The 12,929-nt window shown below is 43.0% G+C and carries 13 protein-coding genes; 1 reads left to right on the forward strand and 12 read right to left on the reverse strand.

The window, feature by feature from the left end; all coding sequences use genetic code 11:
• The first annotated feature begins 214 nt into the window (after positions 1–214).
• Positions 215–652, forward strand: coding sequence for a hypothetical protein (locus tag AC4CU2_RS08220; RefSeq protein WP_224216854.1), 438 nt, complete (start codon positions 215–217; stop codon positions 650–652).
• A gap of 63 nt (positions 653–715) precedes the next feature.
• On the opposite strand, the gene accC is transcribed toward AC4CU2_RS08220, so the two are convergent.
• The 12 genes from accC to benA form a co-directional block, all read right to left on the reverse strand.
• Complete coding sequence (gene accC, locus AC4CU2_RS08225) at positions 716–2,077, reverse strand: acetyl-CoA carboxylase biotin carboxylase subunit (RefSeq protein WP_005399493.1); 1,362 nt, start codon at positions 2,075–2,077, stop codon at positions 716–718.
• Between the two features lie 16 nt (positions 2,078–2,093).
• A complete protein-coding gene (gene accB / locus AC4CU2_RS08230; RefSeq protein WP_004979753.1) occupies positions 2,094–2,513 on the reverse strand; it encodes an acetyl-CoA carboxylase biotin carboxyl carrier protein in 420 nt (139 codons plus the stop codon).
• 16 nt (positions 2,514–2,529) lie between these two features.
• Positions 2,530–2,985 carry a type II 3-dehydroquinate dehydratase gene (gene aroQ / locus AC4CU2_RS08235; RefSeq protein WP_087527492.1) on the reverse strand — a complete coding sequence of 152 codons (456 nt, stop codon included), beginning with the start codon at positions 2,983–2,985 and terminating at the stop codon, positions 2,530–2,532.
• A gap of 1,093 nt (positions 2,986–4,078) precedes the next feature.
• Complete coding sequence (gene pcaD, locus AC4CU2_RS08240) at positions 4,079–4,855, reverse strand: 3-oxoadipate enol-lactonase (protein WP_490768623.1); 777 nt, start codon at positions 4,853–4,855, stop codon at positions 4,079–4,081.
• A gap of 100 nt (positions 4,856–4,955) precedes the next feature.
• A complete protein-coding gene (gene pcaF / locus AC4CU2_RS08245; RefSeq protein ID WP_490768624.1) occupies positions 4,956–6,161 on the reverse strand; it encodes a 3-oxoadipyl-CoA thiolase in 1,206 nt (401 codons plus the stop codon).
• Between the two features lie 251 nt (positions 6,162–6,412).
• Positions 6,413–7,063: a 3-oxoacid CoA-transferase subunit B gene (locus AC4CU2_RS08250; protein WP_490768625.1), complete on the reverse strand. Its 651-nt coding sequence runs from the start codon at positions 7,061–7,063 to the stop codon at positions 6,413–6,415.
• Between the two features lie 13 nt (positions 7,064–7,076).
• Complete coding sequence (locus AC4CU2_RS08255) at positions 7,077–7,757, reverse strand: 3-oxoacid CoA-transferase subunit A (RefSeq protein WP_004693199.1); 681 nt, start codon at positions 7,755–7,757, stop codon at positions 7,077–7,079.
• Between the two features lie 27 nt (positions 7,758–7,784).
• Positions 7,785–9,017, reverse strand: a complete 1,233-nt coding sequence (gene benE / locus AC4CU2_RS08260) for a benzoate/H(+) symporter BenE (RefSeq protein WP_490768626.1) — start codon at positions 9,015–9,017, stop codon at positions 7,785–7,787.
• Positions 9,018–9,071: 54 nt separating this feature from the next.
• On the reverse strand, positions 9,072–9,857 hold the full coding sequence (gene benD / locus AC4CU2_RS08265; protein WP_490768627.1) for a benzoate diol dehydrogenase BenD: 786 nt from the start codon (positions 9,855–9,857) through the stop codon (positions 9,072–9,074).
• Between the two features lie 15 nt (positions 9,858–9,872).
• Positions 9,873–10,889, reverse strand: a complete 1,017-nt coding sequence (benC, locus tag AC4CU2_RS08270; protein ID WP_490768628.1) for a benzoate 1,2-dioxygenase electron transfer component BenC — start codon at positions 10,887–10,889, stop codon at positions 9,873–9,875.
• Positions 10,890–10,979: 90 nt separating this feature from the next.
• Positions 10,980–11,489, reverse strand: a complete 510-nt coding sequence (benB, locus tag AC4CU2_RS08275) for a benzoate 1,2-dioxygenase small subunit (RefSeq protein WP_004979732.1) — start codon at positions 11,487–11,489, stop codon at positions 10,980–10,982.
• Positions 11,486–12,883 carry a benzoate 1,2-dioxygenase large subunit gene (benA, locus tag AC4CU2_RS08280; protein ID WP_004693190.1) on the reverse strand — a complete coding sequence of 466 codons (1,398 nt, stop codon included), beginning with the start codon at positions 12,881–12,883 and terminating at the stop codon, positions 11,486–11,488. Before benA ends, benB begins: the two co-directional genes overlap by 4 nt.
• Between the last annotated feature and the right edge of the window lie 46 nt (positions 12,884–12,929).

A 12,929-nucleotide genomic window follows, 5' to 3' on the forward strand; every position in this document is an offset into this window, starting at 1 on the left:
ACTGCTTAAGCGGTCTTTTTTCGATTCTGAAAGGAGAATTTATCTAGTGCTGACAATAAATCGTTTTGTTAAATCGAGATTGCAACCCATAACAAAAAATAGATTGTTATGAAATGGTTATAAAATGATGTTTTGAATCAAAATATGCTAATTTAGTGAGACGCTTAAAAACATTATGGCTTGTATGAAAAAAACATTACTCGGCATGTTATTCATGTTAACTTCATCAGTGCTTATGGCAAATACGCCAAGTCAGCCTGAGGATACTCAAGCATCAAATCAAAATAATATTCGTGTAACGACACGCCCTGAAATTGTGGGCTTATGGGGAATGGAAATTCCAAATAATCGTAAATGCGTTGAATACTATAATTTTAAAAGTAATAGTGATGTTGTGATTAAAAGTGGGGAAGAATGGTCTACGGGAATTTATGATTACCAGCCATCAACCGACAAAAATGTGCAATTACCTGCTTTGATTTTACAAGTCAAATTTGATAATAACCAAGTGGATTGTTCTGGGTCTCAAGAAGATCAGACTGGTGAAATGTCTCAGTATTTCGTGAAATGGCAAAGTCCATCGACCATTAATTTTTGTGCCAATGATAAAGCACAACAATGCTTTGCAACGCTACGTCGTGTACTGCCTTAATTAATTCTTTTATAAATAAAAAACCGCGATAAATCGCGGTTTTTTATTTAAGGATCAAGACAATTATTTATCTTGATTTCCTTCAATTTGCTTTAATAAATGCTTTTCAAGGTAGTGAATATCCATCGCTTGTTCACAGAATTTTTCATCTTGAAGAATCAAATCTTTATGCAATGGAATATTGGTTTTAATACCGGTCAGAATCATTTCATCAAGCGCTTGGCGCATTCGAGCAAGTGATGTTTTACGATCCTTACCGTGTGCGATCAGCTTTGCAATCATCGAGTCATAGTATGGCGGAATGCTATAGCCTTGATAGATATGCGAATCAAGACGAATACCTGCACCACCTGGCACATAAAAATTCTCAATTTTACCTGGTGAAGGCAAGAAGGTCGTTGGATCTTCAGCATTGATACGGCATTCAATCGCATGTCCTTTGACTTCAACTTGATCTTGTTCAATTTCAAGACCTAAGCCACCAGCAATGCGGAGCTGTTGTTCAATAATGTCGATACCTGTCACCATTTCAGTTACAGGGTGCTCAACTTGAACACGTGTATTCATCTCAATAAAGAAGAATTCACCATCTTCAAACAAGAACTCGAATGTACCTGCACCACGGTACTGCATTAATTTACAAGCATTTACGCAAGCTTCTAAAATGTCAGCACGTGCTTGTTCAGGTAAGTTTGGCGCTGGCGCTTCTTCTAACACTTTCTGATGGCGACGCTGTAAAGAACAATCGCGGTCATACAGGTGAATCGCGTGGCCATTACCGTCGGCAAGAACTTGAACTTCAACGTGACGAGGTGTTTGTAGGAAACGTTCCATATACACCGTGTCATCGCCAAACCACATTTCAGCATCACGCTGTGCGGCTTGAACGGATTCAAGCAGGGTGTCGACACGTTCTACAATACGCATACCACGACCACCACCACCAGAAGCAGCTTTCACGATCAATGGGAAACCAATTTCTTTAGCTTCAGCCAGCGCATTTTGCGGTGTAACTGCATTTGCAGAACCGGGTACAGTTGGAACACCTGCTTTACGCATTGCAGTAATTGCAGAAACTTTGTTACCCATCAAACGGATGTGTTCAGGGCGTGGTCCAATAAAAATGAAACCTGAGTTTTCTACAATTTCAGCAAATTCAGCATTTTCTGATAAGAAGCCATAACCTGGGTGAATGGCATCTGCACCTGAAATTTCAGCTGCTGTAATAATGGCAGGAATGTTCAAGTAGCTTTCGCTGCTCGCACCCGGCCCAATACATACAGCTTCGTCTACAAAACGTAAGTGCATTAAGTCTTTGTCGGCATCTGAATAGATCCCTACAGTCTTAATCCCTAAAGTTTTGCAGGCACGGGTGATGCGCAGGGCAATTTCACCACGGTTTGCAATTAAAACTTTTTGCAACATTATAAGTCCCCGTCTATTACGCGCGGTAGCGGAATAATGGTTGACCGAATTGGATCACTTCGCCGTTTTTCACTAAAATTTCTTCAACCACGCCGCTTTGCGTTGCTTCAATCGGGTTCATGATTTTCATTGCTTCGATAATACCAAGTGTTTCACCAGCAGTGATGGTTTGACCGACTTTAACAAATGGCGCTTCACCTGGGCTTGGAGCAGCGTAGAACACACCAACCATTGGAGATGTTTCTACAGCACCACGTGGTGTTTTAGCCGCTGGCGCTTGAGCAACAGGAGCTGCCATAGCAACAGGAGCACCAGCTGCAACAACTGGACTACGACGAGTCAATGCAATCGATTGATCGCCTTCTTTAACTTCAATCGCTTGTAAGTCAGATTCAATCATCAGGTCGATGAGTTTCTTGATTTTACGAATATCCATGTGACAGTATTCCTAATTATGATTGCGTAGAGGGTTGAATTTTAGTGAGAGCGTAATTGAGTGCAGCGCTATAACCTTGAGCACCTAAGCCACAAATAACGCCAACGGCTTTATCTGATAAATATGAATGATGTCTAAACGCTTCGCGCGCATGAACATTTGATAAATGAACTTCAATAAATGGGATGGCTACACCAAGCAGGGCATCACGTAGAGCAACAGAGGTATGCGTGAGTGCAGCAGGGTTAATAATAATGAATTGAATGCCATCCGCTTGGGCTTGATGAATACGGTCGACAATGGCACCTTCCCAATTACTTTGGAAAGTATCGAGAGAAATTGAAGCATTTTCAGCTTGTGCAATGAGTTGCTGATTGATGTCATTCAGCGTTAGAGAACCATAGACCTCTGGTTCGCGCATTCCTAGCAAATTTAGATTCGGTCCATGAATAACCAAAATGGTCGAACTCATTTAGCTTGCTCCATTTATAAATTGCAATAAATCTTTGCAAGATGGCTGCAAAGTTTGCGTATTATGGCATAAAGTTCTACATTTTTTTTATAGTTTGTTTGAATTGACGTAGATGCTTAGTGCCAAACTTCGGCAATATAATGTAAATTTTGCAAGGAATTGACAATGTTAAAAGATTACAAATTTTCGGATTATTACTCTTTTTTACATTGTAAGCCAAATTGACCAAAAGCAGCAGATTTGTTTTCGTTTTATGCCAGAGGTACAACTCAAGTCTTGAAAAGAGGGCAACTCAGACTTCTTAGTCGGTAGCTCACGCTACATCAAATCTAGATCAATTCTTATATGGCTAAACTGTATATCAAAATAAAACTAAAGTCTGATATGGTTTGTATCTATGCATGATCTGATCAATTTATTCCATCTATTTTTGGCTGGCTTGACGACCATGATCAATTCAGTTGCTAAGCTTTATTGGATCAATATTGAACTTGAAGAATATCACTTTCATCAATTAAAACATAAACTTGTTACGTTAAAATGTATATGGACGTTTTTGTCTGTTGTTAACGTCTATCTAGCTGATGCCATGATCTTTTAGAAAAAAACTGAAAAAATTGGAACAGTAAGAGGAAAATTCAGGTTTTTAACGGTGCTTTTCAGCATCTTCTTGGTTGAGAAATTTTGCCGTTAAATAAGCAAAAGACTGTAGAAAAATTGCTGAGTAGCAGAATGTATTGAAAAAATATCCTCCTATTGCGTATGGAATTTTACTGTGCAAGAAAATTTATAAAAGAAAACGATTGGCTATTTTGCTCATTTTAGCTGTGTAGATTCGGCTTTACATTATGGGATCTAGTGAGTTTAGGATTGGCAATAAGTGAAATTCTGAAGATATGATTTTGAAACCATAATAATTTCAGTTTGTTTTATATACAATTTTTGAGTTTAGATGATTTTAAGAGGAAAAATAGAATGAGCCAAAGCCAGCATATTTCTAATGCTGAGTTTTACGCATTCCTATCGCTTTCTTTAAAATAGGTAAGAAAAAAAACAGCCCATGTTGGGCTGTTATTGGATCAGATCTAGAGCATTAAGCAATAAAGTCTAAGATGGCCTGATTGAAGGCTTTGGGCTGTTCGATATTTGAAATATGAGAGGCATCGATTTCAAATAGAGCACTACTTCGGATGTGATTCACCATGTACTGTGCATCTGTGACTGTTGTTACGGGGTCTTTACGTCCAGCAATAATAAGTAAAGGCACGTAAATACTTTCGAGTTTTTCACGTAAATCCGCTTTAGCCAAAGCTTCACAACAACTCGCATAACCTTCTGGGCTGCCAGCACCTAAGTCGTTTGAAAGCGCTGCTACAGTTGCTGCGTTGCTTTGGATAAAGGGTTCGGTAAACCAACGGCTCGCAGCCGTCGATGCAATGGGTTCTAAACCTTGGGTGCGTACTAATGATGCGCGATCATTCCATGCTTGTTCATTGCCAATTTTGGCAGAGGTATTACATACAATGGCACGGTGAAAACGTTCAGGTTTATGAATGATTAACCACTGACCTGTAAGTCCGCCCATTGAGATACCGCAAAAAATGGCTTTCTCAATGTTTAAATGATCCAGTAAATGGATCAGGTCTAGACCAAGTTGTTCAATATCATAAGGCCCTTGAGGTGCAGAAGACTGGCCATGCCCGCGAGTGTCATAGCAAATCACAAAATAGTTTTTCTGGAAAAAAGTAATTTGTGGTTTCCACATGTTGAAGTTTGTGCCTAGCGAGTTTGAAAAAACGATCGCAGGATTTTTGGGATCACCAAAGGTCTGATAGTGAATTTCGGCATTATTTGAAGTAAAACTTGGCATATACTTTTCCTTAATTCATTAAAAATTTTTGAGTGTTTCTACTGTTGTTATCAGCAAAATGTGTTATGAGCAGAAACACCACGTCAGATTAGAGGGAGGATTAAACGCGCTGAATAATCATTGCAATGCCTTGACCGACACCAATACACATTGAACATAGCGCATAGGTGCCACCGGTTTGTTCCAATTGGTTTAAAGCCGTGGTGACTAAACGTGCACCCGATGCACCCAGTGGATGACCAATCGCAATCGCACCGCCATTTGGATTCACTTGGGTCGTATCGTCTGCCAGACCTAGGTCACGGGTAACGGCCAGTGCTTGTGCAGCAAAAGCTTCATTCAGCTCAATCACATCCATCTGCTCTAATGTCAGATTGGCTTGTTTGAGTAACTTTTTGATGGCAGGTGCAGGTGCAAAACCCATAATGCGTGGTTCTACACCCACTGCTGTTGAAGCAATGATTTTGGCACGCGGTTTAAGTTGGTACTGCTCAATCGCTGCTTCTGAAGCGATCAGTACAGCAGCCGCACCGTCATTGATGCCTGATGCATTCCCCGCAGTGACGGTACCTTCTGCTGTCACGACTGGCTGGAGTTTGGTTAAACCTTCTAAGGTGGTCGATGCACGTGGATGTTCATCGGTGTCAACCACAATTGGATCACCCTTACGCTGTGCAATACTTACAGGGATGATCTCATGTGTAAAAAAGCCTTGAGCTTGCGCGGTTGCGGTACGCTGTTGACTCGTCAAGGCAAACTGGTCTTGATCTGCACGATCAATATTAAATTGTTGTGCCACGTTCTCCGCGGTTTGCGGCATGGTCTCTACACCATACATCGCTTTGAGCTTAGGATTAATAAAACGCCAGCCCATGGTGGTGTCTTCAATCTTTTGACTACGGCCATAGGCGGTTTCTGACTTACCCATCACAAAAGGTGCACGAGACATACTTTCGACGCCACCCGCAATGATCAGATCGGCTTCACCGGCTTTAATCGCACGGGCTGCCATGGCAATCGCATCTAAAGATGAGCCACATAAACGGTTTACAGTCGTGGCAGGAACTTCAACCGGTAAACCTGCAAGCAGTGCAGACATACGACCCACATTACGATTGTCTTCACCGGCTTGGTTGGCGCAGCCATAGATCACGTCATCGACTTGGGTCCAATCTACACTGGGATTACGTTGCATTAAGGCTTGAATTGGCACTGCACCCAAGTCATCGGCACGTACGGGAGCGAGTCCACCCGCATAACGTCCGAATGGAGTACGAATGGCATCGATAATATATGCGTCTTTCATGTTTAATCTTGTCCTTTAAAACGGGACTCTGCTGATAGATCAACTGTATCTATTCACGACGGAGTCTTATCGTGTTCAGTCAAATAGCAGTAACTCGTTCTCGTCACTTTTTTAAAAAAGTGACCAAAAACGTTGTCATCAACAAAACCTGTTCACTCACAGCAATTTTCCACTGCTGTTGCAAAAACAATACTTTTAAAGCGCTCGACAGGTTGTTGATGACTATAAGCTCTAGCAAATTTTTCTGAAATTTACAGTGTCGCATCCACTAAAGTTGCACCGGTCATTGCCTGCAATTCTGCAAAGCTTAAGCCGTGGACTTTCTCAATCACTTTTAAACCGTCTGCGGTGACATCAATCACACACAAGTCGGTGTAGATGCGATCAACACATTTCAAACCTGTTGCTGGGTAGCTCAGTTCAGCCACAATCTTTGGTTCACCTTGTTTGGTCACATGGTCGGTGGTGATAAACACTTTCTTGGCACCAACGGCTAAGTCCATCGCACCACCGACAGCGGGAATCGCATCCGGTGCGCCGGTATGCCAATTAGCCAAGTCACCATTGGCTGCCACTTGAAAGGCGCCAAGCACCGCGATATCTAAGTGACCACCACGCATCATGGCAAAAGAATCCCCGTGATGGAAAAAGCTACCACCTTGCAGCATGGTCACATATTCTTTACCCGCGTTGATCAGTTCTGGGTCTTCTTGACCTTTTTCAGGTGGTGGACCAAAAGCCAATAAGCCATTTTCAGAATGTAAGAACACGTCTTTGTCACTTGGTAGGTAACTGGCAATTTTGGTCGGTAAGCCAATCCCAAGATTCACATAAGCGCCATCTGGAATATCTTGTGCCACACGTTCCGCAATCTGATTGCGGCTGAGTTTTTGATAGCTCATGATGTTCTCCCGATTACACAGCAACAGGTTCAGGTTGGACCTGCACCACGTGTTGAACAAAAATACCTGCGGTGATGATGTGTTCAGGGTCTAATTCACCCAGTTCTACCACTTCAGACACTTGGGCAATGGTTACACCTGCCGCCATAGCCATAATCGGACCAAAGTTACGTGCAGATTTACGATAGACCAGATTGCCCCAACGGTCGCCTTGCTGTGCTTTAATCAAAGCGAAGTCGGCTTTGATTGGATATTCCAACACATAATCTTTACCGTCGATGTGACGGGTTTCTTTGCCTTCGGCCAATAAGGTGCCATAACCTGTTGGGGTAAAGACTGCGCCCAACCCCATGCCTGCGGCTTGAATACGACAGGCCAAGTTGCCTTGTGGTACCAGTTCCAATTCGATTTTGCCTGCACGATAGAGTTCATCGAAGACCCAAGAGTCGGACTGACGTGGGAACGAACAGATGACTTTTTTCACGGCACCCGCTTTCAGTAGCTTGGCTAAACCATAATCGCCATTACCAGCATTGTTGCTGACGATTGTAAGGTCTTTAATGCCGAGTTGAATTAAGCCATCAATCAGTTCAGCAGGTTGTCCTGCTGTACCAAAACCACCAATCATGATGGTGGAGCCATCCTTTATTTGCGAAAGTGCTTCTGTTAAAGAAGCTGAACTTTTATCAATCATAATATTGTCCTAGGCACAACGTACCTATTAACTTTTAGAACTTGGATTGGAGCTTGGTGTTGAAGCTAAAGCTGAAACGTCAGGGCTGCGTTTGGTTAAAATTAGATGCGCAGTTAAACCAATGACGATGCCCCAAAAAACGGAACTTAGACCTAAAAAGTGCATACCTGAAGCTGTAGCTAAAAAAGTAATGAGTGCAGAATCTCGTTGAGATTCATCTTTCATGGCTACAGCGATATTGGTTGAAATGGCACCCAATAAAGCCAAGCCAGCCAAAGCGGCAACAAGCTCTTTTGGCAGCAAGCTAAAGAGCAGAACGATACTGCCTGCAAACAAACCACCTAAAATATAGAAAATACCGTTAGCAACGCCTGCGATATAACGTTTTTCTTTTAACTCATGCGCATCTTTGCCCATACACAATGCAGCCGTAATGGACGCCAAAACAATGGTGATACCGCCGACACATGCAACAGCTAAAGACACAATACTGGTGGTGGTGATAATCGGCTTGGCAGGCATGTCGTAACCACTCAGTTTCATGATGGCCATGCCCGGTAAAAACTGTCCTGTCAGGCTGACTAAAATCAAAGGCAGGGCAAGGTTTAAGGTGGAGTGCCAAGTCCATTCTGGGCTGATGAATTGAGGAATGGCGAGTTGGAAATCTAAACTCACCGCATTCATTTCACCAAGCCCAAAGCTCAAGGCTACACCTGAAAGCAGTACCCAAAGCATGCTATAACGTGGTGAAATTCGTTTTGCGACTAAAAAGACAAACAGCATGCTAAATACAATAATCGGCATACTGTCAGTTGCACTAAACAGACCTAAACCAAACTGAAATAGAATACCTGCCATCATCCCTGCGGCTACCGACTGCGGAATCCATTTCAATAATTTATCGAAGTAACCACTGATCCCGATCAGAAAAATCACCACAGCTGAGGTGATATAAGCGGCTACAGCTTCATTCAGGCTAATATTCGGGAACAGGGTGACCAATAAAGCCGTACCTGGCGCAGACCATGCTGTAATCACAGGGACTTTGAACTTAATGGAAAGAAAGATCCCTGCCACGGCTGCCCCAATAGAAATACCCCAAATCCATGAAATCATCATGGTCGGGGAAACCTGAGCTTGTTGCGCAGCCTGAAAAAAGATAATGAGTGGTCCTGAATAGGAAATCAGCACCGCCAAAAATCCTGCGACAGTGGCTGAAATAGACCAATCTTCTTTCAAAGTTTTAAACAGGGTAGCCATTCATTTGCCTCCATGCAGACATGATCCTGTATATAAAAGTAATGTAACGATCAATTAGCCTTGATCGCCACCGCCGACAGGAACAACTGTACCTGTCATATATGACGAATCATCTGAAGCAAGGAATACAATCGCATTCACTTGTTCCTGAATCGTGCCATAACGGTTCATAAAACTACGATCAATAGTTTGATCGACCACTTGTTGCATCCACGCTTTTTCATTTTCAGACAGTGGATTTGCATTACGTGGCACTTTACGCGGCGGTGCTTCGGTTCCACCTGTCGCAACTGCATTCACTCGGATCCCATCTTTAGCATGTTCAAAAGCAAGTGATGCAGTAAGGGTATTGACCCCACCTTTGGAAGCCGAATAGGGCACACGGTTAATACCTTGGGTTGCAATAGAAGATACATTTACAATCGTACCTTTCTGATTTTTAATCATTTCAGGTAAAACAGCGCGACAACACCACAGCGTTGGGAATAATGAGCGATTGACTTCTTTGATAATTTCTTCTTCAGAAAACTCTTCAAAAGGTTTCATCCAAATTGCACCGCCGACGTTGTTGATGAGCACATCGACACGGCCATAGACTTCAAGTGCTTTGTCTACAACACTTTGAGCACCTGCAAAGGTTTCAAGGTTGGCTTTGACTGTTATTGCATCACCTTGTTTTGCTTCAATTTCTGCTAATGTTTCATCGACATAGTCAGATAAGTCAGCTAAGACAACTTGCGCACCTTCATCAGCGACTTGGAGTGCAACACCGCGACCAATGCCTTGAGCGGCACCAGTCACAATCACGACTTTGTTTAAAAATCTTTGACGATCAGACATGATAAGTGGCCCCAATCAGTTTGCTGAGAATTTTTCAAACAGGAAGTTTGCAGGTTTTACACCTTCGCTATCTAACCAACCACGAACAGCATCAACCATAGGTACAGGACCACAAAGGTAGACATCGACGTCACCGCCATTGAGCCATTCATTGTCGATGTGACCCGTCACATAACCTTTACGCTCATGTGCAGAGTCTGGACTTGCAACAACGGTACGGTATTCAAACCATGGCAGTTTGGCTTGAAGTGCATCCAGTTGTTCTAAAGCAACTAAGTCGAAGTCATTGGTCACGCCAAAGACTAAACGCACAGGGTGTTCTGCGCCTTTTTCTTCTAAGACTTGCAGCATGGACATAAAAGGGGCAATACCTGTACCGCCTGCGAGCATAACCACAGGACGAACAACATTACGCAAATAGAAGCTACCAAATGGACCTGTAAAAGTCATTTTGTCGCCCGCTTTGGCAGCACCACTTAAAAAGCTACTCATTTTGCCATTCAGCACATTACGTACAACAAAGCCAGTTAAACGGTTGCCTGGTTTCGAGCTAAATGAATAGGAACGAGTTTCTGCTGTCTCTGGGATGCCGACGTTGACATATTGACCAGCAAGAAAGTGAATGTCAGGTTGACCTTCATCGAGTTGAATATCAAAAGTAATGGTCGACTCTGATAGGTTTTCAACAGCGACTAAAGTCCCTTGGTACTGGTGAATTTCGGTTTTGCAGACTTCAGATGAAGCTTGAATTTGGAATACGGCATCCGAGCTTGGACGGCATTGGCAAGCCAAAATATAGCCTTGTTCCGCTTCTTCGGGCGTTAACGCATCTTCAATATACGTCTCTTCAGGCATGTAATAACTACCAGATTCGCAAAAAGCGCGGCAAGTCCCACATGCACCATCACGGCAATCTAGCGGAATGTTAATTTTTTGGCGGTAAGCGGCATCTGATAAAGACTCACCTTGAGTCACGGTAATAAAACGCGTTACGCCATCTTCAAATTGAAGTGCAACATTGTGGTTTGACATGGCTGAATATCCTTTAAAAACGTTGAAACTTGGCACTTTCAGCCAAAACTCCATTTGGCTGAAAGCATACTAAGGATGTGTGGCTAAAACTTAGAGGTGATAAACATCAATCACTTGGTTGATGTAATCGTTTTTCAGGACCACGTATTTACTTAAAATTTGTGGTTTTTCACCTGAAAAGTCGATTTCATAACGCGACATACCAAAGTAGCTATAACTGGTTTTGTAGCGGAAACTCAGCGTATTCCAGTTAAAACGGACGGTAACTTTGTCTCCATCACGCTCAATCACTTCGATATTGTTCACATTGTGACAAGTACGTGTGTCTGGCATGGTTGCAGAAGAGCGTTCAGTTTTAATGCGGAACACACGGTCTTCTAAACCTTGACGGTCTGGGTAGTAAATCAGGGAAATTTCAGACTGCGGATCTGTAGTCAAGGTATCGTCGTCATCCCATGCAGGCATCCAAAACGATGCTGAAGGGGCATAACATGCAAGCCAATCGTCCCATTGTTCATCATCTAAAAAACGTGCTTCTTGATACAGAAACTGACTGATTTGTTCGATGCTAACGGTATTAAGTGTTGTAGGAGCATTCATGCCACTTCTCCTTGTTCATTTGCAGTTTCAACAGCCAGTGCTTTTTCATTGGCAATTGCAATTTTCATCATGTCTAGCCAGTGTTGGTGCTGAGCAAGGTAGAGGCCTTCATCTTCAGTTTTGACACCTGAAAGCTTTGGTTTTAGACCAATTTCATTGGCAGCATCATCTGGGCCATGAATCCAATGCTTTGAACCGCGGCACATATCATTCCATTCCAGTTCAATGCCTGCGTAGCCTGCTTGGCATGCACGGAATTCTTCTAAATCATCCGGTGTTGCCATGCCTGAGGCATTGAAGAAGTCTTCGTACTGGCGAATACGACGCGTACGTGCTTCCGCGTTTTCGCCTACAGGGGCAATACAGTAAATCGTGACTTCAGTTTTATTGACTGAAATTGGGCGAAGTACGCGAATTTGTGAACCGAACTGATCCATCAAATAGACGTTTGGATAAAGACAAAGGTTACGTGAGCGCTCAATCATCCACTTCGACATTGCTTCGCCAAATTTTTCAGAGTATTCGTCGGCTTTCGGGAAGTTTGGACGGTCTTCTGGATTCGCCCACTGTGTCCAAAGCAGCATGTGACCATTGTCAAAACCGTATGAACCACCGCCTTGTTTGCCCCAAGCGCCTGCGCTCATGGCACGGATGTTGTCACCCGCTTGTTTTTCTTTACGTTGTTGAGTGGTCGCTGCATAGTTCCAGTGCACTGCAGAAACGTGATAACCATCTGCGCCATTTTCTGCAGTGAGTTTCCAGTTGCCTTCATAAGTGTAGGTAGACGCGCCACGTAAAACTTCAAGACCTTGTTCAGACTGATCCACAATCATGTCAATGATTTTGCTGGTTTCGCCTAAGTATTCCTCTAAAGAGGGAACATCCGGATTTAAGCTACCGAACAAGAAACCTTTATAGTTGCCAAAACGTGCAACTTTTTTCAGATCATGTGAACCCTCATGGTTAAAACAGTCTGAATAACCTGCATCTGCTGGATCTTTAACTTTTAAAAGTTTGCCAGAGTTGTTAAATGTCCAACCGTGGAAAGGGCATGTATAGGTTGCTTTATTGCCACGTTTATTACGACAAAGCTGTGCACCACGGTGTGAACAGGCATTGATCATGGCATTGAGTTCACCATTACGGTTACGTGCAATCAGAATAGGCTGACGGCCAATATACGTCGTGTAATAGTCATTGTTATTTGGAATTTGGCTTTCATGTGCCAAGTAAACCCAGTTACCCTCGAAGATATACTTCATTTCTAGGTCAAAAAGGGCTTGATCAGTAAACACTGAACGATGAAGTTTGAATTCGCCTGTTTCAAAGTTGTCGACAAGTAATTCATCGATACGATCGAGATGGCTAGTATTAATAACTGGGATACGTGGCATGTCCGTTCTCCGACTTTCCAAAAGTGAGGAAGTCCCCGAAATGCGA

The organism is Acinetobacter sp. 797_lipA (assembly GCF_058243025.1).